The sequence below is a fragment of the Streptomyces sp. NPDC031132 genome (assembly GCF_055570595.1).
In genome coordinates this window covers 88,728-114,447 of record NZ_JBVIGX010000019.1, presented here as the reverse complement: position 1 = coordinate 114,447, position 25,720 = coordinate 88,728, and the positions used below count along the sequence as shown (strand labels likewise).

General features: G+C 71.7%; 22 protein-coding genes and 1 pseudogene. 15 read left to right on the top strand and 8 right to left on the bottom strand.

Translation table 11 applies throughout. The annotated features are described in order from the left end of the window. Positions 1–13: 13 nt before the first annotated feature. Complete coding sequence (locus ACZ49B_RS25660) at positions 14–1,495, bottom strand: glycoside hydrolase family 15 protein (protein ID WP_468310124.1); 1,482 nt, start codon at positions 1,493–1,495, stop codon at positions 14–16. A gap of 215 nt (positions 1,496–1,710) precedes the next feature. Here ACZ49B_RS25660 and ACZ49B_RS25655 point away from each other — a divergent pair, with 215 nt between their 5' ends. Both ACZ49B_RS25655 and ACZ49B_RS25650 read left to right on the top strand, forming a co-directional pair. Next, entirely contained in the window at positions 1,711–3,264 is a 1,554-nt protein-coding gene (locus tag ACZ49B_RS25655; protein WP_468310122.1) for a hypothetical protein, read from the top strand. A gap of 135 nt (positions 3,265–3,399) precedes the next feature. Beyond that, on the top strand, positions 3,400–3,960 hold the full coding sequence (locus ACZ49B_RS25650) for a hypothetical protein (RefSeq protein WP_468310119.1): 561 nt from the start codon (positions 3,400–3,402) through the stop codon (positions 3,958–3,960). Here the strand turns inward: ACZ49B_RS25650 and ACZ49B_RS25645 are convergent. Then, positions 3,909–5,008 (bottom strand): annotated as a pseudogene (locus ACZ49B_RS25645) (amidohydrolase family protein). The gene ACZ49B_RS25650 and the pseudogene ACZ49B_RS25645 sit on opposite strands and share 52 nt — an antisense overlap. On the opposite strand from ACZ49B_RS25645, the gene ACZ49B_RS25640 reads away from it, so the two are divergent. Then, positions 4,985–5,449 carry a hypothetical protein gene (locus tag ACZ49B_RS25640; RefSeq protein WP_468310117.1) on the top strand — a complete coding sequence of 155 codons (465 nt, stop codon included), beginning with the start codon at positions 4,985–4,987 and terminating at the stop codon, positions 5,447–5,449. The pseudogene ACZ49B_RS25645 and the gene ACZ49B_RS25640 sit on opposite strands and share 24 nt — an antisense overlap. Positions 5,450–5,543: 94 nt before the next feature. Here ACZ49B_RS25640 and ACZ49B_RS25635 read toward each other — a convergent pair whose 3' ends face one another. Next, entirely contained in the window at positions 5,544–7,115 is a 1,572-nt protein-coding gene (locus ACZ49B_RS25635; RefSeq protein WP_468310116.1) for an MFS transporter, read from the bottom strand. A gap of 79 nt (positions 7,116–7,194) precedes the next feature. Here ACZ49B_RS25635 and ACZ49B_RS25630 point away from each other — a divergent pair, with 79 nt between their 5' ends. From ACZ49B_RS25630 to ACZ49B_RS25590, 9 genes are all read left to right on the top strand, one after another. Then, positions 7,195–7,365: a ribbon-helix-helix domain-containing protein gene (locus tag ACZ49B_RS25630; protein ID WP_030301855.1), complete on the top strand. Its 171-nt coding sequence runs from the start codon at positions 7,195–7,197 to the stop codon at positions 7,363–7,365. Beyond that, a complete protein-coding gene (locus ACZ49B_RS25625; RefSeq protein ID WP_053788046.1) occupies positions 7,362–7,706 on the top strand; it encodes a VOC family protein in 345 nt (114 codons plus the stop codon). The genes ACZ49B_RS25630 and ACZ49B_RS25625 overlap by 4 nt, the downstream gene beginning before the upstream one ends. A gap of 245 nt (positions 7,707–7,951) precedes the next feature. Continuing rightward, on the top strand, positions 7,952–9,055 hold the full coding sequence (locus tag ACZ49B_RS25620) for an NAD(P)/FAD-dependent oxidoreductase (protein WP_468310114.1): 1,104 nt from the start codon (positions 7,952–7,954) through the stop codon (positions 9,053–9,055). Positions 9,056–9,351: 296 nt separating this feature from the next. After that, entirely contained in the window at positions 9,352–10,317 is a 966-nt protein-coding gene (locus tag ACZ49B_RS25615; RefSeq protein ID WP_468310111.1) for a cucumopine synthase-related protein, read from the top strand. Then, entirely contained in the window at positions 10,310–11,437 is a 1,128-nt protein-coding gene (locus ACZ49B_RS25610; protein WP_468310109.1) for an NAD(P)/FAD-dependent oxidoreductase, read from the top strand. Before ACZ49B_RS25615 ends, ACZ49B_RS25610 begins: the two co-directional genes overlap by 8 nt. Before the next feature lie 67 nt (positions 11,438–11,504). Then, positions 11,505–12,542, top strand: coding sequence for a class I SAM-dependent methyltransferase (locus ACZ49B_RS25605; RefSeq protein WP_468310106.1), 1,038 nt, complete (start codon positions 11,505–11,507; stop codon positions 12,540–12,542). Then, a complete protein-coding gene (locus ACZ49B_RS25600) occupies positions 12,539–12,919 on the top strand; it encodes a cupin domain-containing protein (RefSeq protein WP_468310104.1) in 381 nt (126 codons plus the stop codon). Before ACZ49B_RS25605 ends, ACZ49B_RS25600 begins: the two co-directional genes overlap by 4 nt. Continuing rightward, a complete protein-coding gene (locus ACZ49B_RS25595; protein WP_468310101.1) occupies positions 12,916–13,980 on the top strand; it encodes a pyridoxal phosphate-dependent aminotransferase in 1,065 nt (354 codons plus the stop codon). The genes ACZ49B_RS25600 and ACZ49B_RS25595 overlap by 4 nt, the downstream gene beginning before the upstream one ends. Positions 13,981–14,002: 22 nt before the next feature. Next, a complete protein-coding gene (locus ACZ49B_RS25590; protein WP_468310099.1) occupies positions 14,003–14,470 on the top strand; it encodes a VOC family protein in 468 nt (155 codons plus the stop codon). Between the two features lie 60 nt (positions 14,471–14,530). Here ACZ49B_RS25590 and ACZ49B_RS25585 read toward each other — a convergent pair whose 3' ends face one another. Beyond that, positions 14,531–15,937 carry a M1 family metallopeptidase gene (locus ACZ49B_RS25585; RefSeq protein ID WP_468310096.1) on the bottom strand — a complete coding sequence of 469 codons (1,407 nt, stop codon included), beginning with the start codon at positions 15,935–15,937 and terminating at the stop codon, positions 14,531–14,533. Between the two features lie 37 nt (positions 15,938–15,974). Then, positions 15,975–19,880, bottom strand: coding sequence for a Pls/PosA family non-ribosomal peptide synthetase (locus ACZ49B_RS25580; RefSeq protein WP_468310094.1), 3,906 nt, complete (start codon positions 19,878–19,880; stop codon positions 15,975–15,977). A gap of 272 nt (positions 19,881–20,152) precedes the next feature. On the opposite strand from ACZ49B_RS25580, the gene ACZ49B_RS25575 reads away from it, so the two are divergent. Continuing rightward, positions 20,153–21,700: a hypothetical protein gene (locus tag ACZ49B_RS25575; protein WP_468310091.1), complete on the top strand. Its 1,548-nt coding sequence runs from the start codon at positions 20,153–20,155 to the stop codon at positions 21,698–21,700. A 51-nt stretch (positions 21,701–21,751) separates the two neighbouring features. On the opposite strand, the gene ACZ49B_RS25570 is transcribed toward ACZ49B_RS25575, so the two are convergent. Continuing rightward, entirely contained in the window at positions 21,752–22,393 is a 642-nt protein-coding gene (locus tag ACZ49B_RS25570; protein WP_468310088.1) for a sigma-70 family RNA polymerase sigma factor, read from the bottom strand. 320 nt (positions 22,394–22,713) lie between these two features. Then, positions 22,714–23,400 (bottom strand): DUF4389 domain-containing protein, encoded by a 687-nt coding sequence (locus ACZ49B_RS25565; protein ID WP_468310086.1) that lies wholly within the window; start codon positions 23,398–23,400, stop codon positions 22,714–22,716. 161 nt (positions 23,401–23,561) lie between these two features. On the opposite strand from ACZ49B_RS25565, the gene ACZ49B_RS25560 reads away from it, so the two are divergent. Further along, the gene (locus ACZ49B_RS25560; protein WP_468310083.1) at positions 23,562–24,545 is read left to right on the top strand and encodes a GlxA family transcriptional regulator; all 984 of its coding nucleotides are present in this window, start codon (positions 23,562–23,564) and stop codon (positions 24,543–24,545) included. Between the two features lie 87 nt (positions 24,546–24,632). Further along, on the top strand, positions 24,633–25,271 hold the full coding sequence (locus ACZ49B_RS25555) for an isochorismatase family protein (protein WP_468310080.1): 639 nt from the start codon (positions 24,633–24,635) through the stop codon (positions 25,269–25,271). A 19-nt stretch (positions 25,272–25,290) separates the two neighbouring features. On the opposite strand, the gene ACZ49B_RS25550 is transcribed toward ACZ49B_RS25555, so the two are convergent. Further along, positions 25,291–25,641 carry a hypothetical protein gene (locus ACZ49B_RS25550; RefSeq protein ID WP_468310077.1) on the bottom strand — a complete coding sequence of 117 codons (351 nt, stop codon included), beginning with the start codon at positions 25,639–25,641 and terminating at the stop codon, positions 25,291–25,293. Positions 25,642–25,720: the final 79 nt, after the last annotated feature.

Below are 25,720 nucleotides of genomic sequence, written 5' to 3'. Positions count from 1 at the left end.
TCTGACGGCAGGACTACCGGGCCCGCAAGGGCGGTGTCGGGAGGGGCTTGCCGTCGAGAGCCACCAGGGACAGGACGGTGATCGAGCCCGTCCAGGCCAGCGGGGCGACCGACGAGGGCCTGCCCGACCGGTTCACCTTCTCGGGCAGCTCCCCGAGCGAGTTCTGCTTGGAGAGGACCCAGTCCAGGACCTGCCTGGCCCTTTCCGGCTTCCCCGTCCCGGCCCACGCGAGGGCGAAGAACGAGGTGCTGGGCGTCCAGGCGGTCCCGCCCCAGGGCGCTGTCGGATCGTTCCCGGGCGTGAGCCCCCCGTTGGGCAGGAGCAGCGCCTCGTGCGTGGTGTCGAGCGCCCGGGCCAGGTCGGCCGGCGCCGCGTTGAACGGCGGCGCCATGAACGCCACCGCGCTGTCGTGTCCGTGCTGCCCGTCGACGGTGCGCTGGTAGCCGAGGGGAGCGAACTTCTTGGATATCCCGGACGAGAGCCGCCCGGCGGCTGCGGCCCAGTGTGCCGCATCGTCCGGCCGGTTCACCGCTCGCGCGAGGTCCGCGGACGCGTTGAGCCCGGCGAGCAGGGGCGCGGCCGTACCGATGTTCGGCGTGGTCGTCATCAGCTCCCAGTAGTCCGGGGAGGCCGGCGGCAGCCCGTCCGCCCCCAGGGAGGCCGCCGCGCGGTCGGCCGCCTTGCGGACCATCGGGTACAGGGCGGCCAGCCGGGCGTGCCGGGTCGTGCGGGGCGCCGTCTGGTACCACTGCCAAGTGGCCCAGGGGACCCAGCCGTTGGCGTCGAGCTGCCACCGCCTGCCGTCCGGCGGTCCGGAGCCGTCGAGTTTCGTCCGCGCGTCCCAGGTGCCGTCCTTCCGCTGGGTCGCGGCGCTGTAGCGGAGGATGCGGTAGGCCTCGGCCTCGTGGCCGGTGTGCGCGAACGCGGCCGAGGCGAAGCTGGAGTCACGCGGCCAGGAGTACATCCAGCCGGGCGTCCACCCCGCCGCCATGGCGCCGTTGGGCCGCAGCAGCGCACGCATGGTCAGCAGGGCCCGCTCGGCCGCCGCGCGGTGTGAAGGCGAGCTGCCCGGGACGCGGCCGGCCGCCAGCCAGGCGCGGCTCTGTGCGATCTGCTGCCGGGCCGTCAGATCCTCGAGCGCCACCACGGCCGACGCCGTCCTCCCGGCGGGGAGGTACTTCCACCGGCCGGACGGCAACCGCAGTACGTTGCTCCGCTCGACGTACCGCGCGCCCTGCGCGATGGCCGGTGTGATGCCCTCGGTGGCGGTCGCGTTGGAGAGGAGTCCGACGGTGGGGGCGGCGACCACCGACAGGGGCGCGTAGTTGCCCTCGGCCTCGCCACGGCTGTGGTGTCCCGGAGGCCTGACGAGGAACACCGGCCGTTCCTCGCCGGCGTGCCGGCCCGCAGGGGCTCCGGCGACGCACACGGGAAGGGCGACGCTCGCGAGGGACGCCGTGACGACCGCCCAGCGAACGAGCCGGACAGCAGGCATCGCCACTCCCTCCGTCGGGCTTCCGTGAGCTTCCGCGCGTATCCGTGCACGTCCGTGTGCGCGGAACTCCCGGAATTCCCATCGTGGCGGACCCGCCCGGACCCCGCCATGAGATGCCCGCCGCCCGGGTGACCGGGGGACCTCGGGACGCCTCGTGTCATCGCATGGCGTAACAGCCGTGGCAGGGACGCGGGCCCGCCGCAAAGGATGGGTGAATGAGCGCTGCTCCGCTGCTGTCCGAGGGCGAGGGCCGTCGAACGCATTCCCCCGGAGCGGACGGCCGGGGAAGCCGCCGGCGCCCGTTCGTCCGCAGGCTCCTGCTGGGCGCGGGCGGGAGCCTCGTGGCGGCGGCCGGGGCCCTGGTCGCCGTCGGGTGCTTTCTCGGGCTCTACGTACGGCCCACGTCGGACGACTGGTGCGCCGCGTGGAAATCCCGTGACCTGGGAGTCCTCGGCATCACGTCCGACTTCTACACGACCCAGAACGGGCGGATCGCCAATGCCTTCCTGAGTGGCGCCATCTATGGCGACGGACTCGGCGGCGTCAAGATCCTGCCGACCGTCATGGCCGTCACGTTCACGGTCGGTCTGGTGCTGCTCGGGTGCCAGTTCGTCCGACTGCGCGGTGGAAAACCGCCGATATTGGTCCTGTTCGCCTGCTCCTTGGCCATCCAGGCACTGCTCTACTACGCCGGAACGCGCAGTTACCAAGTACTGCTGTGGGCTCCTGCCACCATTTCCCACACCCTTCCCAGTGTCATCGGGGTCTGGGCGCTCCTGCTGGGCATCTGGACCGTCCGCCAACCCCGTGCCGCCGTACGTGCAGGCGGCTTTGCCGCTGCATTTCTCATCGCGTTCGGACTCGGCACCCTGAGCGAACCGTTCGCCCTCGTCAGCGGTCTGCTCGCGGCCGGAGCCGGCCTGCTGGCCGTGCCCCGCCTCAAACTGGCGCAGACCTGGCACCCGTTCACCTGGTGTGCCCTCTGGTGCTCCGGGCTCGTCTGCGGGCTGATCGTGCTCTACACCTCGCCCGGCGCCCGGTGGCGCCGCGCCCAGCAGCCGGACGGGGAGTCCGTGCTCTCCGCGGGCGAACTCAGGGGCGCGTTCCGGGACTGGCTGCACATGTGGGACTCCGTCACGGGCCAGTGGGCCTACCTCGGAGCCGCCGCCGTCGGCGTCCTCCTCGGCTGGGGAGCAGCTCTCCACGCACCTGCACCCGGGCCGCGGAAGGGGAAACGGCGCGGGCCCGCCCCGCGGAAGATGCAGATCGCCGTGTTGCTCCTCCCGGTGCCGGTGGTGGCGCTGGGGTCGTTCGCCGTGGTGCTGGGGCTGCGCAGCGGTTACGGCCCGAGTGGGTGGACGTACGCCCGTACCTGGACGAACTACCTCGTACCGATGGAGCTGGCGCTGTGCGGCTACGGCGCGCTGCTGGGGGAGTGGGCCGGCCGCACCCTGGTCCGCCGACGCGCCTCCGCCCTGGCCGTGTCGGCCGGCATCGTGGCCGCGGGCGGCCTGGCGCTGGCCGCGCTGGCCGTGCTCGTCCCGACCCTCCAGCAGCTCACCACGGCCACGGTGACCCGTGCCGCGGCCTGGGACGCGCAGAACTCCCGCATCCGGACCGAGGCCGCGCAGGGCGCCACCGATGTCGGATACCGGCCCCTGTACATCGGGAGCCTGGCCGAGCCCTTCTTCACGTCCGACCACCCGCGCGACTGGGTCGCCGCCTGCGTCTCGAAGTGGTACGGCATCGACCGGATCCACCGCGTGTGAGCGGGTGTTCCGCGGAGGCCGGACGGGCGGTGTTCCGGTTGCGGAACCGGCTGGAAAGCAACCCCGGGGTACCCGTTGGAGTGATCACCGGGGTGTCCACGTGTCAGGGCGCGGGAGGTCGCCAAGGATGCGGGCATGCCACTCTCCCTCTCCTCCCCCCGCCGCGCCCTCCTCCCGTTCGTCGCCGCCGTCGCCCTGCTGGCCACCGCCTCATCCACGGTGGCCGGCGCGGCCGAAGCGTGCGGTTCGATCATCACCGCGCCGCTCGCCCGCCCCGTCCCCGCCGACGACCCGTGCCCCAGCACCGACCCCGTCGTGTGCCGCATCCGCGTCCTGCCGATGGACGAGAAGGTCGAGGCCCAGCGGACCCGGATGAGCTACCACGGGCTCCTCGAGGACATGCACCGTACGGAGGCCGACATGCGCGCGACCGGGGCCACCGACGAGGAGATCGCCCGGGAGCTGGTCGACATGCGCAACCAGGCCAAGGCCATCACCCGGGCCGGCATGACCCCGGAGGAGGTCCGCATCCTGGAGGAGCGGAACATCGCCAAGTACGGCAACCCGCTCGGCCCCACCGCGGACCAGCTCTACGCCAAGTACGGATCGTGGCAGCAGGTCACCGACGCCTCGATGCGGACCAGTTACGCCGTCGACCGCGAACTGAGCCTCGAGTACCGGCCCTGTCCCGTCTGAGTTGCGCCCGCCAGGCCGAGGAGGTCGGCCGCATCGGTGTCGAGGACCATCGTTGGCCTCCTCCCGGGTGAGCCCGGCGTGGGCGATGTAGTCCCCGTCCTCGTACGGGAAGTCCGTGAGGCGGTCCGGCTCCGAAGGTCGACGCGGCGGCGGCCGACGCCGGCGCGTGCACGTGGCTGACCGTGTCGTACCAGAGGCGGCCGACGGCCACCGAGGGGAGCTCGGGCGTCTGCGGGGATTCGAACGCCAGATGGTCGTCGGAGCCTCCGGGGCAGCAGGGGCAGGGCCCCGCCCAGGTGCGAGGTCAGGATGCGCATTCCCGGATGGCGTGCGGGGATGCCCGCGAGGATCAGGTGCACGAGGGCCACCGTGTCCTCGACCGGCGCTCCGACCATCCAGGTCATGCCGTGCTCGGTGATCAGCGGGCTGCCGGCCCCCTCGCCGGCCGGGTGGATGCACAGGACGGCGCCGCGCCGGTCGAGCTCCTCGTAGACGGGCCGGAAGAGCGGGTCGGTGAGGGTCCGGCCGAGCACGGTCGTGGTCACGCCGCCGACCCGACGGCGCCGAGGTCGTCGAAGGCGCGGGCGATCTCGCGCACTGCCGCGTCGACGTGGGGGAGGGGCAGCGCGGCGAAGGCCCGGAAGCGTCCGGGGTGGCGGGCCACCAGCTCCGCGTACGACTCGTTCGCCGTACGGGCGACCGCCACGGCGTCGGACTCGTCCGCCAGGTGCGGGGACTGCGGTGCCGCGGAGAGCACCTGGAGGTCGATGCCCGCCCGGTCCATCAGCGCGAAAAGGCGGTCCAGTTCGGCCTCGGTCGCATCGGCGCCGATCCCGCGCCGGGTACCCGTATCGGCCTTCCCCAGCCGCTCGAGGCGGTCGAGGTACTCCGCGGTCCACAGGTGGGCGTGCACGTCGACGCGCAGAGGGCTCACCCTTCCACCCGGCCGCGCGCCGGCCCATGGATCCGTGGAACCGGGCGGGCCCGTTCTTCCTCTCAGAGGGCGAACACGGAGGAGGCGCACGTGACCGGTACCGCAGACAGCCATACGACGGGCCGGCGCCCGAAGGAGATCGAGGCGGCCTGGGCGCTCATGCTCGCGGCCGTCGCCGCGAACCTCGCGGTGTGGGCTCTGGGCTCGTTCGTCGTCGAACCCACCGGCCTGGACGACCTGACCGCCACCTCCGGAACCGGCGGCGCCGCCCGCCAACTCGCCCTGTCGGGCGGGGTCCTGATCGTGGTCCTGGCGGCCTGGCTGGCCGTGGGGGTGAAGATGCGCGCGGGCCGCGGCTGGGCCCGTACGGTCCTCGGCGTCGCCGGCGCCGCATCCCTGCTCTTCATGGCCACCGACCTGGGCATGGACGGGCTGTGGCCCGACGCCTGGTCGGTCCTGGCCGCCGTCCCCGACCTGCTCACGGCAGCCGCCGTGGTCCCGCTGTACCTGCCGGCGGCCCGTGCCCACTTCCCGGCCCGTTCACGCCGGGCCTGACCCGGCCGCGGCGCCGCCCCCCGCCCGATGCGGGGTGCGGCGGCCCGTCAGTGCCGGCGTGCGGGGCGGGGGGGCTGACGGGCGCCGGGGTGGGTCAGCTCGGTTGCGGGGCCTCCGTGTTCTGGGCCTGGGGCGGCCGGGCCTGCTGGCCGGGGCCGCCCTGGGGGGCGACGAAGTCCTTGCTGCGGATGAGGGCGAACGCCAGGACGCCGCCCACCAGCGCCACGATGCCGCTGACGACCAGCAGGTCGTTCATCGACGTCGCGAAGCCGGCCTGGACCGCGTGCTCCACCTGTCCCCGGAACTCTGCCGGGGCCGAGGCGATCGCCTGCCCGGGAGAGCCCATGCGGATGGAGTCCGCGATCTGGTCGCTCTGGCCCTGCAGTGCCGGGATGCTCGCGAGCCGCTCCCGCAGGGCGTCGTGCAGCGACGCGGTGAAGAGCGAGCCGTACACGGCGATGCCGACGGCGATGCCCACCTGCCGGAAGGTCTGGTTCACGCCGGAGGCCATTCCGGCCCGCCACACCGGGACGACACCGATCGCGGTCGAGGCCAGCGGCGGGTTGACCATGCCGGCCCCGATGCCCGTGACGATGAATCCCGGGATGAGGTGGGTCCAGTCCGAGTCGGCGGAGACACCCGTCATGAGCAGCAGGCCGATGCCCACGATGACCAGGCCGGGGCCGATCAGCCACCGGGTCGGGACCTTGCTCATGAGCCGGCCGGCCGCCATGGCGGCGACGAGCGTGCAGCCGGAGCTGACCAGGAGCCGGGCGCCGGTGCCCATCGCGCTGTAACCGAGGTCGTTCTGCAGGTACAGCACGAGGTAGATGAACATCGCGAACAGCGAGGCGTTCATCGCGAACGCAGCGATCGAGCCACCGAGGAAGGTCGGGGTACGCAGCAGCTTCAGGTCGAACATCGGCTCGGACACACGCGATTCGATCACCGCGAACGCCACGAGGAACACCGCCGCCAGGCCGAAGCAGATCAGCACGCCCTGCTCGCCCCATGCCGTGTCGCTCGCCCGGATGAGGGCGTACACCAGGCTGAACAGGCCCGCCGTGAGCGGCACGATGCCCAGCCAGTCGATCTTGGAGGCGCGCGGCGGACGGGACTCGTCCACCAGACGGAGCGTGATGAAGATCGCGGCGATGCCGATCGGCAGGTTCACGAGGAAGATGCCGCGCCAGCTGATCCCGCTGGTGATCACACCGCCGAGCACCGGCCCGAGCGCGGTGGCGACACCCGCGACGGCACCCCAGATGCCGAAGGCCGAGCCCCGCTCCCTGCCCTGGAACGTGCCGGCGAGCAGCGCCAGGGAGGTGGCGAACAGGATCGCGCCACCGATTCCCTGCACGGCGCGGGACAGGATCAGCATCAGCTGGTCCTGCGCGACGCCGCACAGCAGCGATCCCGCGGTGAAGACCGCCAGTCCGATGACGAACAGGCGCCGCCTGCCGTACAGGTCGGCCAGGGAGCCCGAGGTGAGCAGGAGCGCCGCCAGGCTTAACGCGTAGGCATCCGTTGTCCATTGCAGGCCGCTGAAGCTCGCGTCCAGCGAGTGCTGGATGTCAGGAAGCGCGACCGCGACGATCGTGACGTCCAGCAGCAGCATGAACGTGGCGGCGCACACCACCAGCAGCGTCCACCATTGGCGTTTCATTGTTCGGAGCCCTCCTCGGTTCGTAACTCTTGTTCGATCGGCCCTAGTTGAACGAGCGCACGGATGCTAGCATCCTAGTATGCGTGCAGAGGTAAAGCAGTTCAACGTCTACTTGCCGGTGGAACTCATCCGGCAGATCAAGCACCATGCAATCGAGAACGAGTCGTCGCTCTCGGCCCTGGTCGCCGAGGCGTTGCGCACGTATCTCGCCGTCCACGAGCAGGAACCGCGGAAAGGAAAGCAGGCATGAGCACCGAAGGTGTCGAAGGCGTGTACCTCGAGACCCATAACTGGGGCAAGGCGGCCAAGTTCTTCCAGTCGCTGGGCTACAACGTCGAGTTCGCGACCGAGGAGGGCTCGGGGATGCTCCGCAACGGGGACGGCCCCTACCTGCTGCTCGCCGAGATCCCCGAGGACCAGAAGCCCGACTTCCAGGTCGTACTGCGGGTCGGGGACGCCGGCGAGTTCGCGGTCGACCCGTCCGTCGAGGTGGTCACGCCGTTCGAGGAGACCCACTACGGAACGCAGGAAATGAAGGTGCGCGACCCCGACGGGCGCGTCTGGAGCCTCCAGGCGCCGCTCAAGAAGTAGGTGCGGGGCAGCTGTCCTCATGTGCCACATGGTCCGCCTCTTCGGTGCAGCAGCCGACGAAGAGGCGGACTTTTCGTCAACTCGGGGGCGGGGCGGCCCGTTGACCTGACAGACCCGCGCCCTTTTTCCCCGTACGGCTCCGCAACGGCTTCCATGCTGCACTCCGTCGGCCACACCACCACTCGGCATACTCGGCTGTTCGAATTCCGGGCCGACGCGGGCAGGCCACGTTACGGAGATTGCGGATGTCTGAGCAGAAGAACACGGCGGAATTGCTGGTCATCGGTACCGGGGTGATCGCGATGTCCGTTGCCCACCACTGCGCGGAAGCGGGCGTCGACGTCGTCGTGTTGGGCCGGGACCGGCCCGGTGCCACCGCGACACAGACCGCCGGCGCATTCCGCACCTATTTTCCCGGGCGCGTGTACGACTCCGAACTGGTCGCGCGCAGCCTGGCCGATTTCCGTACGTTCGGCGCCACCACCGGCGCAGAACTCGAGGTGACGGAGACCGGGATGCTCGTGGTGGCGGCCACCGCGGACGAGGCGGCCGAGCTCCTGGCGGAGGTGCCCGCCCAGCGGGATGCCGGCGTGCAGCTGGAGCTGCTGACCGCGGCGCAGGCCGTCGAGCGCAATCCCTGGCTGGACCCGGCCGGTGTCGAAGCGGCGGTCTGGTGCCCGCAGATGATCCGCCTCAGGGCGGACGAGGTGCTCCGCGGCTACACCGAAGGCGCGCAGAAGCACGGAGCGCGCCTGGTCACGGGCGCCACCGTGACCGCGCTGGACGCGTCCACCGGCCATGTCGCCACCACGGCGGGTGATTTCACCGCGGAGGCGATCGTCCTCGCGGACGAGTCCGGCAGCGGTGACATCGCCGCGCTGGCCGGCTTCGAGCTCCCGGTGTGGGGCCAGTTCGCCGAGCTGTTCCACACCGATCCGGTCGGCGACGGCGACGTCGCGTCGCCGTTCACCTTCCACCCCGCGGCCGGACTGAAGACGATGGGGATGGGGCCGTCCTTCCTGGTGGGCCTCGAGCGTTTCTCCCGGAAGCCGGGCATGCGCGACATCTGGCACGAGGCGGCCATGGACGAGGTGGCGCAGCGGTACCCGCGCCTGCGGGACGTCACGCTGCACAGCGCATGGACCGGAACCCTCGACGTCACGCCTTCCAGGAGCGCCCTCATCGGCAGGGCGGGCGGCCCGCACGAACGGATCCTGTTCGCCACCGGTTTCACCGGCCACGAGCTCGGCCAGGCGCCCGCCACCGGCAAGATCGTTCGCGACCTCCACCTCGGCCGGCACCCCGGCGTCGACATCACGCCGTTCTCGCTCGCCCGCAACGGGGCGTAACCCGCAAGGACTTCACCCCCCTGCCGTTGCCGGCCCGGGGTCCGCCCACATGGCCGCCGCACTGTCCACAGTGCGGCGGCCATGTGTTTTTCACGCGAATACGCGAATTCTGCACCTCTGGAATCGGAATTCCGAATTCCCGGGAATGCGCGGGTCGTGCGAAGTGACAGGGAATCGGCGATGTGACAGAAAAGCGCCCTCTGTCGGCCGATCGAATGTCGCCATTCGTATATTCGATTTGCGACGGCAGCGTGGCCGTCGCTCGTATTCCAACCCCGATTAGAGGTAGGAGCACAATGCGGCAAATCGAGATTTCCTGGGAGCCGATCGGCGCCAAGGTTCGCGTCACCCTCCTCGAGGGGCGCAACGCCGAACTTGTGGAGCCGCTGTGGGCGGCATTGCCGTACACGACGCTCCAGGGGCATGCCCTCGTGGCCGGCGACTGCATGTACCACGTGCCGCCGGCGCACGACCTGCTGCACGCGGTTCCGGATTACAAGGTGAATCGCAAGATCCAGCCCAACGGCACGGTGTTCCTTTCCCCCGTGCAGCACCTGACCATCAAGTACGGCGAGCTTACCGAGCCGATGCCGACCTCGCCGATCGGTCACGTCGTGCCGGAGGACGTCGACCTGCTGCCGAAGATCGGTCAGCTGGTCTGGGAATCCGTCCACGGCAACGGTGTGCCCGTGATCGCCCACGTGCGCCGGGTGGACGGGCCGGTCGGCCAGGGCGTGCAGCGGCTCGCCGCCGAGTCCGAGCTGGTCCGCGAGCTGATCGAGAAGATCGCCGCGGAGACCGAGCGGGTGCTGGTCGACCCGACCGACGAACTGGTGGACATCCACGAGGGCAGGTCCCGGGGCACCTCCGGGGCCGGGACGAAGAACTCGGTCCTCACGACCCTGGTCGCCGTGAACGGCGAGACGCGGCCGCTGGGTTACGTGAACTACACCACCCTGGTGCGGGCCGGTCGGAAGATCGACATGCCGTTCCCGTCGCTGGTCGAGCTGGCCAAGATCCTGCTCGTGAAGCCCACCGAGTTCCTGGGCTACTGCGGAATGAACACCCTCTGGGCCCTCACCAAGGAGGTGGTCGCCGCACTCGACGTCATCACCACCCGCGAAGAATTCGTCGCTTTGATGGCGCAGATGGCGACGTACGTCAATGCCCTCGGTGCGTGGAATCTGCAGCTGTTCCCGTGGGACCTCACGGGAGACGAATGGACCTACCGTCCGAACGTTGCAAGGAGCACGAATGTCTGAGCAGAAGAACACGGCGGAAATGCTGGTCATCGGCGGAGGGGTGATCGGCACTTCCATCGCGTACCACGCGGCCAAGGCGGGCATCGACGTCGTCCTCGTGGAAAAGAACCAGTTCGGTGCCGCGACCACGTCGCAGACCGCGCGTGCATTCCGTACCTATTTCCCCCGCAAGCCGCACGACTCCGAGATGGCGACGCGCAGCCTCGCCGAGTACAAGCAGTTCTCCGCAACCATGGGCGTCGACGTCGGGCTGCAGAACCTCGGGCTGCTGACGATCCTGACCAGCCCGCAGCAGGCCGCCGAGCTGGAGGCGGACCTGGCGGACCACCGCGAGGCCGGAGCGGCGGTGGAGATGCTCACCGCCGCCCAGGCGGTCGAGCTCAACCCGTGGCTGGACCCCGACACCATCGAGGCCGCGGTCTGGAACCCGGACACGTACCGCATCAAGCCGGAGCTGATCGTCCAGGGGTACGCCGAGGCCGCGAAGCAGCACGGCGCCCGGCTGTTCTCCAACGTCGCCGTGACCGGCCTGGACGGCGACAGCGGCGTGGTCAACACGACGGCGGGCGACTTCACCGCCGACGCGATCGTCATCGCGGCCGGACCGTGGAGCGGCGACGTCGCCAAGCTGACCGGCCTGGACCTGCCGGTCTGGGGGCAGTTCGCCGAGCTGCTGCACACCGACGCGATCCGCACCGACCGCGACGTGCACAACTCGCCGTTCACCTTCCACCCCGTGTCCGGGCTGAAGACGATGGGAATGGGCAAGGCCTTCCTCGTCGGCCTGGAGCGCATCTCCAAGCAGGACGGGCTGCGGGACATCTGGTACCAGGCGGCCGTCGACGAGCTCCCGAAGTGGTACCCGCAGCTGGAGGGCGTCAAGCTCTACAGCGCGTGGACCGGGAGCCTGGACGTCACGCCGACGAAGTCGGCCATCATCGGCAAGGGCACCGGTCAGCACGAGCGGATCTTCTTCGCCGCCGGCTTCACCGGCCACGGACTGGCGCAGGCGCCCATCGCCGGCCAGATCATCCGCGACCTCTACCAGGGCCGGCAGCCGGGCGTCGACCTCACCCCCTACTCGCTGGGCGTCAACCTGGCCCGGCTCGAGGCGTTCTGACCAGGTCAGTCTCGCGGCGGGCGGCGCCCCCACGGCCCGCCCGCCGCATTTCCGAGAGGTGTAGACGATGCCGCCGGTAGACACATCGACCGCACAATGGCTCGGCGAGGCGCCGACGCCACTGAACCCCGACACCGCTTTCAACGGCTTCATCTGCGCGCACGTCCTGCACGCACTGGAGCGCCTTGGACTGTTCCGCACACTGCAGGACGACGGCTCCGCCGACGTGGCCCCGTTCTGCCGGGAGAACGGCCTGGACGAGGCCGTCTTCCGCTCCCTGATCCGCGCCGCGGAGTCCTTCGGGTACGTGGAGGCGCACGGCGACCGCGTCCGGGCGACCCGGACCGGTGAGGAGGCCCGCCAGAAGCTGGGCTTCTTCACCTGGGGCGTCGGCGGGTACCACGACGTCTTCGCGAACGCCGCGTCCGTCGCCCGCGGGGAGCGCCGCTTCGGCGTCGACCTGCACCGCGACGAGGGGATGGTGGCCCTCGGCTCGGCGCAGGCGGACAGCGCACTCATGCGCCACATCCTGGACGAGGAGATCTCCAGGCTCGACTTCACGACGCTCGTCGACCTCGGCGCCGGCGTCAGCGAGCGGGTCTCCCGACTGGTCAAGGCCCGCCCGGGAAGCCGCGGACTCGGTATCGACATCAGCAAGTCCGCCACCGAACTCGGGGCCGACACCGTCGACCGGTACGGCCTCAAGGGCACCGTCGAGCCCGTGTGCGCGGACGTACTCGACATCCTGTTCAACGGGCAGCGGGTCGAGGGCGCCGACGAAGCCGACGTCGTGATGAGCTTCATGTTCCTGCACGACCTGCTGGTCGACCCGACCCGCCGCGACGAGGTGATTCCCCGGCTGCGTGCCGCCTTCCCCAAGGCCAACACGTTCCTGCTGGGCGACACCACGGTGCGGCCGCGGGGCGGCGAGAGCACCCTGCCGGTGTTCTCCAGCGGTTTCGAACTGGCCCACGCCCTGATGGGCGTCCCCATCTACACGCGTGAGCAGTACGAGGAACTCTTCGACAAGGGAGGCATGCACCTCCGACGCGCGGTGCCCTTCGGTGCGCCGCACACCTATCTCTTCGTGCTGGAGGCAGCGTGAGCCGCACGGCCACCCCCGAGATCGTCTGCGACCTTCCCATCCCGCTCGCGGTGGCGGGGCACCACCAGCCCGCGCCCTTCTACCTCACGGCGGACATGTTCGGCGGGATGCCGGTGCAGATCGCGGGCGGTGAGCTCAGCACGCTCGTGGACAAGCCGGTGGCCGCACCGCACACCCACGAGGTCGACGAGATCTACTTCCTCGTCTCGCCGCTCCCCGGCCAGGCGCGCATCGAGGTCCATCTCGACGGGGTCCTTCACGAACTGACCTCGCCGGCCGTGATGCGCATCCCGGCGGGCAGCGAGCACTGCTTCGTCACCAAGGAGGCAGCGGTGGGGAGCTACTGCTTCGGGATCCTGTTGGGATCCCAGCTGTGAGTGCGCCCGCCCGGCCGGAGCCGAAGGTCTACAACACCAGCGTGCCGGATGCGGACACGATGGTGCGGTTGCACCTGAGCGAGAGCCCCTACGGGGCGAGCCCGGCAGCCGTAGCCGCGGCTGCCGGAGCACTGGAACGGGTCAACCGCTATCCCGCGCCGCAGCGGGAGGGCCTCGTCAAGGCCCTCGCCGGCCACTGGGGCGTGTCGCAGGACCAGATCGCCGTGGCCAACGGCAGCGACGAGCTGGTGCTGGCGACCGCTCTGACGCTCGGTGACCTCGCGCGGCCCGGTCTGGTCGCCGCCGGTACGTTCCCCGGCTACCCGGAATCCCTGGAACGCATCGGCCGCGGGGCCGTGGCCCTCCCCCTGCGGGACGGCGCCCTCGACGTCAAGGAGTTCGCGGACGCGCTGCCCGAGCACGGGATCGGCTACGTGTGCAATCCGCACAACCCCTCCGGAACCGCACTCCCGGAGGAGGCGTACGCCACCCTGATCGACGCGGCGCAGGCCGGCGGGGTACCGCTGGTCTTCGACGAGGCGTACCAGGAGTTCAGCGACCCGGGCCTGCCGCAGACGAGGGACTTCCTCGACCGGGACGCCCCGGTGGTGGCGCTGCGCACCTTCTCCAAGGCGTACGGGCTGGCGGCCCTGCGGATCGGCTACGCCGTCGGCCGGGCCGACCTCATCGCCGAGGTCCGCCGGACCCTGAACGTCCTTCCGTTCAGCGTCAACCGTGTCGCACAGGCCGGAGCACTGGCCGCACTCGCCGACCAGCAGTTCCTCGCCGAGACCCGCGAGGGCACCGCGCAGCGGCGTGAGTGGTTCACCGCGGAGCTGGAGCGGCGCGGCTACCGGTACCTCCCGTCGGTGACGAACTTCGTCGCCGTCCGGGTCGACGCCTCCCGGGAGGCACAGGACGCCCTCGCCAAGGAGCACGGGATTCTCGTACGGGACACCGGCCTGTTCGGCTTCCCCGGCCACCTGCGCGTATCGCTCGGCACGGAGGAGGAGCTGCGCGGCTTCCTCGACGCGCTCGACGAGCTCACCACCCGCAAGTAATCGAAGATCACGGAGGTCAAGAATGGTCAAAGCAATCCCGGACGGGTACGCGGAGCTGACGGCCTACCTGTCCGTCGACGGGGCGAGCGAGGCGATCGCCTTCTACACCGAGGCCTTCGGTGCGAAGGAACTGGCCCGCTCCACCGCTCCCAACGGCAAGATCATGCACGCACAGATCCAGATCGGCGGCACGATCGTGATGCTGTCCGACGAGCTGCGGGAAGCCGGCCTGCTGGGCCCCCACTCCGTCGGCGGCACCCCGGTCACGCTGTACCTGTTCGTCGAGGACGTCGACGCCACCTTCGCCCGTGCCCTGCGGGCCGGGGCGAAGCAGCAGCGAGAAGTCCAGGACCACTTCTTCGGCGATCGGGCGGGGCAGGTCATGGACCCGTTCGGCCACCGGTGGACGATAGCCACCCACATCGAGGACGTGTCCCCGGACGAGTTCGAGCAGCGCGCCGAGGCGCACATGCGCAAGGCAGCCGGCTGACCGGCAGCGACGGGGCGAACCGGCCCTGCGCCGCACCAGCGGCGCAGGGCCGGACCCGCGTCAGGCGGAGGTCCGGCCGCGGCGCGAGGACCCGCCGTTCGTGGGCGGGTACGCGGGCTTCGCCGGTGTCGCCGGCCGCGCGGGCGGCGAGGGCAGCGGCGGGAGCGCCGGCTCGTACAGCCAGGCCGAGAACAGGTCGTCCAGCGGTTCGTCCGCATAGCGGGCCGCGTGCTGGGTGAAGCCCGCGGTGGTCACCACACCGTGGCGGTGCATGCCGGCCCAGTCGCGCAGCATGCGGAAGAACGGGCCGTCCCCCAGGGCGCAGCGGACCGCGTGCAGGGCGAGCCCCCCGCGCTGGTACAGCCGGTCGTCGAACATCAGCTTGCGGCCCGGGTCGACGAGGCGCAGGTCCAGTGGCAGCGAGGCCAGCAGCCGGTGCGCGGCGGCCGCCAGCGCGTGCGCGGTGCGGCCGCCGGAACGTTCCGACCAGAGCCACTCGGCGTACTTCGCGAAGCCCTCGTTCAGCCAGATGTGCCGCCAGTCGGCGATGGTCACGCTGTTGCCGAACCACTGGTGCGCGAGCTCGTGGGCCACCAGACGCTCCGAACCGCGCCCGCCGTCCACGTGGTTGGCGCCGAACAGGGAGAGGCCCTGGGCCTCCACCGGGACGTCGAGTTCCTCGTCGGCGACGACCACCGCGTACTCCCCGAAGGGGTAGGGCCCGAACAGCTCCTCGAACAGCTGCATCATGGCGGGCTGCCGGGCGAAGTCGCGGGAGAACTGCGGCAGCAGGTGCGCCGGTACGTGGGCGCTCTGCGGAACACCGCCGAGCCCGGGGTCGCCGAGCAGGACCGTCTGGTACATGCCGATGGACAGCCCGACCAGGTAGCTGGAGGTCGGCGCGGGCTGCTCGTACACCCAGGTGGTCGTGCTGGCCCTGGTCGTCCGGGTGAGCAGCCGGCCGCCGGCCACCACCGTGTAGGCGGACGGGGTGTTGACCGAGATCTGGTACGAGGCCTTGTCGGCGGGCCGGTCGTTGCACGGGTACCAGGAGGGCGCACCGACCGGCTGGCTCGCCACCAGCGCGCCGTCGCTCAGCTCCTCCCAGCCGAGACCGCCCCAGGGGCTGCGGACCGGCTTGGGATTGCCCGCCCAGTGCACCTCCACGGTGAAGGCGGCGCCGGCGGGCAGCGGCTTGGCCGGCCGGATGCGGAGCTTTCCGCCCCGGTGCGTGTAATGGGGCACCCGGCCGTTCACCAGAACCCGGCCTATCTTGAACTCGGCCAGGTTCAGGTGGAACTCGGTGAGCGGCGCCCGCCCGGCGATCGCACTGAGCCGGGCCGTCCCGGCCAGCCGGTTGGGGCCGGGACGGTACTCCAGAGCGAGTTCGTACCGGTGCACGCGGTAACGGGAGTCTCCGTTGTCAGGGAAGTACGGGTCCGATGCCGCTGTTCTCTGGCCGCTCATTGCCGCTTCCGCTCCCTGCGCTGTGCCCGGGCCCTCGTCAGGCCCGCCATGCCTCGATCGGGTTGCCCAGCCACCGCGTGTCGGCGGGGACGGATTCCCCGGCCATCACGAGAGAGGCCGGACCCAGTGTGCTGTGGGCCCCGACCGTGCTTCCGGGCAGGACGATTCCGCCCGGGCCCAGGGTGGCGCCCTCGCAGAGGACCACAGTATCCGTCCTCAAGATCCGGTCGTGGAAGAGGTGCGTCTGCAACACGCAGCCACGATTCACGCTGACCGCATCGCCCAGTACCACCAGGTCCGTCTCGGGCAGCCAGTAGCTCTCGCACCATACGCCCCGGCCGATCCGCGCCCCGAGCCCGCGCAGCCACAGGTTCAGCAGCGGCGTACCGGGCACCGGTCCGGCCAGCCACGGCACGGCCAGCACCTCGACGAAGGTGTCGGCCAGCTCGTTGCGCCATACGAAGCTGCTCCACAGCGGGTGCTCGCCCGCCCGGTGCCGGCCCACGAGCAGCCACTTCGCCGCCACGGAGACCGCGCCCGCGGCCAGACCGGCGCTCAGCAGGACCGCGCCGGACAGCAGCGCGGCCTGCCAGGTCCCGAGCCCGCTCGCGGTGCTCAGTGCGCAGAGCGCCGCCAGGGTCAGGACGGCCAGCGCGGCCGAGCAGAACACCGGGACCATCCGGCACAGCTCCACCAGTCCGCGCGCCCACAGCAGCCGCGCGGGCGGGTCGTACGTCCGGCTCTGGTCGGCGTCGGCGGCGGACCGCGGCAGCCGGACCGGCGGCAGGCCCAGGTACGAACTGCCCTTCTTGGCCTTCTTCGGGGTCGCCGACAGCACGCCGACCAGCCCGTCGTCCGGCACGGTGCGGCCCGGCGCGGTCATGCCGGAGTTGCCGAGGAACGCCCGGCGGCCGATCTCGGAGTGGCCGATCCGCATCCAGCCGCCGCCCAGCTCGTAGGGCGCGGTCAGGGTGTCGTCGGCGAGGAACGCGCCTTCGCCGACGGTGGTGAGGCTCGGCAGCGCGAGCACGGTGGACACCTCCGCGCCCCGGCCGATCTTCATGCCGAGCAGCCGCAGCCACACCGGTGTGATCAGCCCGGCGTACAGCGGGAAGAGCGTCTCGCGGGACAGGTCCATCAGCTGGGTGACGGTCCAGGCCTGCCAGCCGATCCGGCTGTGCGTCGGATGGGTCCCGGTGCGCAGCCCGAGGCTGAGCAGTCGTACGGAGACCAGCAGGAGCAGCGCGTACGTGAACCCGTACGCCAGCGCCCCGGGCACCACGGCGATCAGGGCTCCGCGCAGGGCCTCCACCAGCCCGGCGCCGGCGGGCACGAACCGGCTCAGCACGAGCAGCGCGGGCAGGGTGGAGAGCACGGGCAGCGCCGTCAGACCGAAGCCGGCCGCCCCGTAGGCGGCCCGCCAGGGGAGCCCGCGCGGCGGGCGCTCCTTGGGCCAGTTCCGCTTGGCCCTGCCGAGCTTCACGGCGGGCGCGCCGGCCCAGCGCTGGCCGGTCGGGATCTGCCCGACCACGGCCGAGCCGGGGGCCACCTCGGCCCGCTTGCCGACCCGCGCACCGGGGAACAGGATGCTGCGGGTGCCGACCACCGCGCCCGTGCCGACCTTGACCGGGCCGATCTCGAGCCGGTCCCCGTCCAGCCAGTGCCCGCAGAGGTCCACCTCGGACTCCACGGCGCAGCCGCGGCCGAGCTTGAGCATGCCCGTCACCGGCGGCAGCGAGTGGAGGTCCACCTCGGGGCCGACCTTGGCACCGAGCGCCCGCGCGTACCGCTCCAGCCAGGAACCGGTGAGCGCCGTCGCGCCGACGTACTCGGCCAGCCGCTCGGCCGTCCACAGCCTCAGGTGCACGCTTCCGCCGCGCGGGTGGCGCCCCGCCTTCACCCCGCGCAGCAGCAGCCGCGCGCCGCCGGCCGCGATCGCGAGCCGGCCCGGCGGGCTGAAGAGCAGCGCCGCACCGGGGACGACGAACCACCACGAGGCGGTCGGCGCCCACGGATACGCGCCGAACCAGTGCAGCGCGTTGCCCAGGGCCAGCAGCGCCACCGTCCAGCGCAGACCCACCAGGGTGAACAGCGGCAGCAGCAGGAGCGACTGCACCACCTTCGTCCGCAGCGGAACGGGCGCGACGGTCCGGGCCGCGTCGTCGTCCCGTACGGACTTCTCCAGCCGCCGGGCCAGCTTGCGCAGGGTCGGCTGCTGGTAGATGTCGAGGACGGCCGCCCGCGGGTAGCGGGTACGCAGCCGGGTGGTGAGCTGCGCGGCGGCGAGACTGCTGCCGCCGATCGCGAAGAAGTCGTCGGCGGCGCTCGTGACGGCCACGCCGAGGGTCTCGCTCCACTGCTCGGCGAGCCAGGCCTCGGTGCCGTACAGCTGCTCCGCCGGGCCCGGGGTCTCCAGCTCGGGCAGCGGCCAGGGCAGCGCGTCGCGGTCCACCTTGCCGGAGGTGCGGGTCGGCAGCTCGGCGACCGGGGCGAGGAGGGGTACGAGGGCCGCGGGCAGCTCGGCGCGCAGCCGCTCGACGGCCGCCGCGTGGTCCCAGCCCTCCTGGGCGACCAGGTAGCCGACGAGCAGCTGGTTTCCGCTGCGCGCCGTACGGACGGCGGCGGCGGCGCCGGCGACGCCCGGCAGGGCCTGGAGCGCGGCGTCCACCTCGCCCAGCTCGATGCGGCGGCCGCCGAGCTTGATCTGCTCGTCGCCGCGGCCGAGGAAGACCAGCCCCTCCGGTTCCGCGCGCACCAGGTCGCCGCTGCGGTAGGCGCGCTCCCAGCCGAGGGATTCCAGCGGGGCGTACTTCTCGGCGTCCTTCTCGGGATCGAGGTAGCGGGCCAGGCCGACGCCGCCGATCACCAGCTGGCCGCTGCCGCCCATCGGCACCGGCTCGCCGGACTCGTCTACCACGGCCAGTTCCCAGCCGTTGAGCGGGAGGCCGATCCGGATCGGCTCCTCGCCGGTCAGGAGCGAGGCACAGGCGACGACGGTGGCCTCGGTGGGGCCGTACGTGTTCCAGACCTCCCGGCCCTCGGTGACCAGGCGCTGGGTCAGCTCGGGCGGGCAGGCCTCACCGCCGAAGATCAGCAGCCGGACCTCGTTGAGGGCCTCCGGTTCCCACAGCGCGGCCAGGGTCGGCACGGTGGAGACCACGGTGATCTCCTGCTCCACCAGCCAGGGGCCGAGGTCGGCGCCGCTGCGCACCTGGGAGCGGGGGACGGGTACGAGGCAGGCGCCGTAGCGCCAGGCCAGCCACATCTCCTCGCAGGAGGCGTCGAAGGCGACGGACAGGCCGGCCATCACCCGGTCGCCGGGGCCGATGGGCTCCTCGGTGAGGAACAGCGCGGCCTCGGCGTCCACGAACGCGGCGGCGCTGCGGTGGCTGACGGCGACGCCCTTGGGCTTTCCGGTGGAACCGGAGGTGAAGATGATCCACGCGTCGTGCTCGGGGCCGGGCCGGGCGGCGGACACGGCAGCGTCCGCGAGGCCGGTGGCGTCGATGCGCCCCCCGGCGCCGAGCACCGCCCGCACTCCGGCCTCGGCGAAGACCAGCTCGGCCCGCTCGTCCGGGTCCTCGGCGTCGACCGGCACGTAGGCGGCGCCCGCGGCGAGCACGGCGAGGACGGCCGTGTACAGCTCGTTGGTCCCGGACGGCACGCGTACGCCGACCCGGTCGCCGAGGCCCACCCCGGCGGCCTCGAGGGCGCGCCTGCGGCGTTCCACCTCGACGGCCAGCGCCCGGTAGGTCAGCCGGGCGGTGCCGTCGTCCAGGGCGAGCTCGTCGGGGCAGGCCCGTACGGAGGCCTCGAAGACGTCCACGAGGGTGCGCGTCGGGGCGGCGGGCCCGGCCGAGAACCGGGCGGACTTGCCGGACTCGTCGTACGGCTCCCCGTCGTCGAGCAGGGTCATTTCACCGCGCTCAGGTGTGGCTGCCATCGGCCCTCGCGTCTCGGTCCCGGAAGAAGGTCCGGGTCGCCGGCGGAGCCCAGGTTTGCCCGGGTTGTTCCGGTCCAGCGCCAAACAACCGGCCAGTCTAGTGCGCCATCAAGGATTTTCCCGCTGAAGCCTTGCCGGTGGCGGAGAAGGGACGGTATGGCAGTGGCGCCCGTGGCGGATGCGCTGGGTGACTGGCCGACCCCGGAGCGGGGTACACACGCGCTACACGGTCGAGCGAGTGAAATCGGGCAAGTCGACGTCGGGGGGCGCTCATGGGTCGGGCACTGCGCGTGGGGATACCCGTTCTCCTGCTGGGTCTGTTCTTCTGGTGGGCCTCGTACGCCACCACGATCATGGTCTGGGAAATCCGGAAGATCCTCTCGTGGTTGGCCGCGCCGCTGCTGGCCGCCGCCCTCGTCACCCTGCTGTGGCTGGTGATGAAGGTGCTCCGGGGAAAACGGGACGAGCGGGGCGGTGCGGGCCGGCGGAGCGGGGGCGCGGCGGTGGCCCTCGGATGGCTGGGCGGCGTCCTCGGGCTGGGCATCGCGATCTGGTGGCTGGTGTACGGCTCCTACCTCCAGGATCGCGCGTACATGCAGAGCGTGCAGGTCGTGGCCGGGCCGGTGCCCGAACTGGCGGCCCGGGCACCCTACGTGGTCGGGAAGGCACAGGCCGCGCCGCACCTCGGCGATGTCACCGGCGAGATCTCCGACATCACGTACCTGCCCGACTCGGACCGGTTCGCGACCCTGGTCGAACGGCGGGGCTGGCTGTCCGGCTACGAGGTCGGCCTGGTGCAGGACATTCCGCTCGGCGGCAACAGCCGGAGCCGGCAACGCTGTTCGTTCGACGTGGAGAGGGCCGACGCGCGGATCGGCGGCTGGTTCACCCACAACCTCGGCCGGAAGATCTCGGCACAGAAGCGCTGGCTGCGCTTCGAGGCCGACGACGCGTACGTGACCTGCTCGGGCGACACCCCGATCGTGGTCGTCCCCCTCAAGCGCCAGACCGGGATCCTGGTGGTCACCGAACGGCCCGCCGGGCTCGCGCTCTACGACGGGCGGACCGGGAAGCTCACCCTCACCGACGACACGGCCGCGGTGCCCGGCCCGTCCTATCCGCTGAGCCTCGCGGCCCGGCAGCGGGAGGGAACGGCCGCGGTCGGCAGCTTCAGCGACTGGTGGTTCGAACGCAGCGGATGGGACGCGTCCGAGGACGGCGCCAACGAGGGCAACGAGTCCGAGTTCACCCTCCAGTACCGCGACGCGACCGGGAACAGCGCGTACGTCACGCCCCTCACCCCGCAGGGGGAGGCCAGCTCGGTGGTGGCCGTCTCGACCGCGCCGACCCGCCATCAGGGCGGCGGGCTCGCCCCGATGACCGTCCACCGGCTCAGTCCGACGTGGTCCTCGCCGAAGGCGCTCGTCGCGCTGATCAAGGCCGAGTACCGGGACGTCTGCTGCTACAACGACGACAGGGTCTTCGAGGTCGTCCCCACCGGCGGCAGCACCTGGACCGCCACGGTCGGCAGCGAGCAGAACATCCGCTACCGGGTGGAGGGCAAGGGCCAACCGGACGGGCGCGAGGCGACCTGCCTGAAGGCCGCCGACGGAGCGCTCATCCGGTGCGCGTACGCGGCACCCGGATCGCCGGAGGAGCAGGAACTCCAGCGCAGGGAGCAGGAGAAACAGAAACAGAAGGACCAGGGCACGGGAGGCCCCGGGACCCCCGGCGACCTGACCGCGTACACCCCCGAGCAACTCGCCGACCTCCAGCGGCGCGTGTCCGACGAGGTCGTCCGGCGGCTGAAGGGCGGGTGAGGAACGGGAAGTCGGGGGCCGGGGCAGGGTCGGTGCCCCGGCCGGTGGTGGTCAGGCGGCCGAAGCCGCGAGGACCGGTGTCTCGGCGTCCGTGAGGAGCTCCATGAGCGACGTACGGGCGCGGGCCAGCCGGGAGCGGATCGTGCCGACCGGGCAGCCGAGGGCGGTCGCCGCCTCGGCGTAGGGGAGGCCCAGGATCTGCGTGAGGACGAAGACGACACGGCGTTCGGCGGGGATCGTGCCCAGCAGCTCGGTGAGGGCGATCCCGTCCTCGAACCCGGGCAGGCCGCGGGGTTGCGTCCGTTCGGCCGCGGCCTGCCAGTCGTCCCGGTCCGAGATCCTGGGGCGGGCCGCCTTGTGGCGGAGGCTGTCGATGACGGTGCGGCGGGCGATGGACAGCAGCCAGGTGCGGGCGGAGGAGCGGCCCTCGAAACGGTGCAGGCTGCCGAGGGCGCGCAGGAACGTCTCCTGCGTCAGGTCGTCCGCCGCCTGCGGATCGGCGCTCAGGTACGCGACGTAGCGCCGGACATCGCGGTGCAGGACGCGTACGAAGCGGTCCACCGCGTCGGGGTCGCCGTCGCGCGCGGCGAGCGCCAGCAGGGTGGCCGGCTCGTCCGCACCGCCCGTACGGCGTGCGGGGGCCGCCGTCGTCGTCTCGGCGGCGCTCGGACGGGGAGGGAGGGCAGGGGTCATCGCCTGTTGTCCTTCTGGGAATCCGGGATCCGGAGCCGCGCACGCACTGCGACTGCGCGGCGCGCGGCGGGCCGGTGAGCGGTGCGGCCTGCCGGACGGCGAGGGCGGCGAGCAGCACGCAGGTGGCTGCGAACACCGCAGCCCGTACCGCGCGACAAGATCGTCCCCGGGTCATGGCGGGCTCATCGTCGCACCCCTTCTCCAGGCAGCTGCAGAAGGGCGCCGGGAATTGGCATCACCGGACAAAACCGTATGTGTCGCGCACCACAACAGGGCCTGGGGGAACGGTGGTTCACCGCTCAGCCCGGGTCCGCCTCGGTTCAGGGCCAGGCGGTGGGAGTGGGGGCCGAGGCCGGGGCGGGCGCCGGGTCGTCGCCGCCCTGGTCGAGCCGGAACGGCGGGTACTCGTCCGTCATGAGCGCGGCGTACGCGGCGACGCGCAGCACCCACCGCTGCAGGCCCACGATCAGGTCGAACACGTCACGCGGGTACGTGGCGGTGAAGGCGAGCACCACGGCCGCGATGATCGCCAGCAGCGTGATCAGACCGCCGCCGGCGCACCAGCCGTGGCGCATGCCGCCGGTGAAGAAGGCGATGACCAGGTAGTGGGGGATCGCGAAGAGCCACCACTTGACCAGGACCAGCGGCCGGGACAGGCGCTCCGGGTAGGCGATCTCGAGGCGCGCCGGATAGCCGGGCTCGGGGCCGAGGCTGAAGGGCGGGTACCGGTCGGTGGCCAGGGCCCCGTACGCGTAGTACGAGACCCGCCACGACCAGCGGAGCACGCCGACGTTGAAGTCGAACAGGCCGCGCGGGTAGCGCTCGGTGAACAGGATCGCGAAGAACGCGATCACGCTGACCACGACGAAGGCGATCCACAGGAACAGCAGCACGATGTAGTGCGGGATCGCCAGGATCCACTTGACCAGCCACAGCCAGCGCGACAGCGGGCTGTCCAGATCGGCACTCACCCGGACCGAGCGATACGAAGAAACGTTCGCGGACATGATTGCGTCACCGTCCCGTGTCCGGCGTCGTGAGCCCCCCGGACCTCGTGCCCCTCCATCATCCGCGCCGCACGATGCATGCTCCAGTCGGCACCCGCGGTGTCCGGATGTGACAGACAACCGTCATTGCGGACACCTGCCCGCCCGGCCAGGATGGACGCATGTCCACGCCCCACCGCGTCGTGATCGCGGTCTTCCCCGATGTCGACCTGCTCGACGTCACCGGCCCCGCCGAGGTCTTCGCCCTCGCGAGCCGGGAGGCCGGGCGCCGGCTGTACGACGTACGCCTGGCCGGCCCGGACGGCGGCCACGTCACCACCTCGGCCGGCGTCCGACTGGTCACCGACCTGTCGTTCGCCGAGGTCGGCGCCGCCGTGGACACCCTCGTGGTGCCGGGCGCCGTCGAGCTGAAGGAGGACGGCCCCCCGGTCGCGCGCGTCGACGACGAGGTGGTCCGGTGGATCGCGACCACCGCCCCGCACGCCCGGCGCGTGGCGTCGGTGTGCGTCGGCGCCCACCTGCTGGCCGCCGCCGGCCTGCTCGACGGGCGCCGGGCCACCACCCACTGGTCCACCGCCGCCCAGCTGGCGGCCGACCACCCGCGGGTCGAGGTCGATCCGGACCCGATCTTCGTCCGGTCGGGCCGGGTGTGGACCGGGGCCGGGATCAGCGCCTGCATGGACCTGACGCTGGCCCTGGTGGCCGAGGACCACGGCGAGGAACTGGCCCTCGTGGTCGCCCGACAGCTGGTCATGTACCTCAAGAGACAGGGCGGCCAGAGCCAGTTCAGCGTTCCGCTCAGCCGCCCGGCGGCCACCCGCAGGGACATCGACGCACTGCGGGTCCACATCACCGAACACCTCGGCGCGGACCTCTCCGCGGCCGCCCTCGCGGCCCGGATGTCCATGAGCGAGCGCCATTTCGCCCGGACCTTCCGCAAGGAGCTGGGCACCAGCCCCGCCGCCTACGTGGAAGCGGTACGGGTGGAAGCCGCCCGCCGGCTGCTCGAGACCACCGACCAGCCCCTGGAACAGGTCGCCGCGGCCGCCGGCCTGGGCTCGGTGGAGACCCTGCACCGGGCCTTCCGCAAGCAGATCGCCACGACCCCGGCCGCGTACCGGCGCCGCTTCCGCACGGCCCACTGACCGCCTCAACCCACTGACTGCCCGGCGCGATTGCGCGCCGGAGCGCGGCTTCGCCGTGCCCGTTTCCCACGAGAAGGACGCTTCAGCATGTCTGCATCCACTGCATCCACTGCATCCACTGCAACGACTGCATCCAAGACCCTGCGCGACGTGATCGGCCTGCCCGGTACGCTGCCCAGCCTGGCCGAGTCCGTCCTGATCATGGTCGACTTCCAGAACACCTACCGCTCCGGCGTGATGGCCCTGGAGGGCGCCGAGCAGGCCCTGGCGGCGGGCGCCCGCCTGCTGGCCGCGGCCCGCGCCGCCGGCACGCCCGTCATCCACATCGTCAACGACGGCGGCGAGGGGACCCCGTACGACATCCGGGCCGAGATCGGCGCCATCAGCGCCGAGGTCGCGCCGCGCGACGGGGAGCCGGTCGTGGTCAAGCAGTTCCCGAACGCCTTCCACGCCACCGAGCTGGAGAAGACCCTCCGGGGGCTGGGCACCGGACAGGACCTGGTGATCGCAGGTTTCATGACCCACATGTGCGTCACGTTCACCGCCCAGGGCGCCTTCAACCTGGGCTACCGCCCGACCGTCGTCGCCGAGGCCACCGCGACGCGCGCACTGACCGCGCCCGACGGCACGCCGGTCCCCGCCGCCACCCTCCAGTCGGCGAGCCTCACCACGATCGCCGACCTCTTCGGGACGGTGGCCCCCACGGTCGGAGCCCTGGCGCCGTGACGCCCTGCTGCCGGCCGCGTCAGTGGATGACGCTGAAGCTGCGCCAGGGGAGGCTGACCGGGGCCGTCACGTTCGAGAGCGTGGTGCCCACGTAGATGCCATCGGCCCCGTCGATCTTCTTGCAGTCCAGCGTCCGGTACAGGACGACGTCGACGAGGGTGTTGTTCTCGACGTGGGTGGCCCCCCTCGGGAGGGCGATCGTGTGGCATCCCGTCACCAGGGTGTTCGAGTAGCTCAGCTCGACCGGCGAGTCGTGGCCGCGGAAGGTGAGCATGCCGACGGTGCTCCGGCCCAGGCCCGAGCAGGCGGTGGCGGTCAGCAGAAGTGCTGCGGCCGCGGTGGTGACGCCGATACGCCGGCTGTGGGACATGGCGCGGTCCTCGTCTGTGCGGTGATGGCTGGGCCTTGCCCACAGCCTGCCCCGGCGGGGCACGGGCGGCATCCGGTGC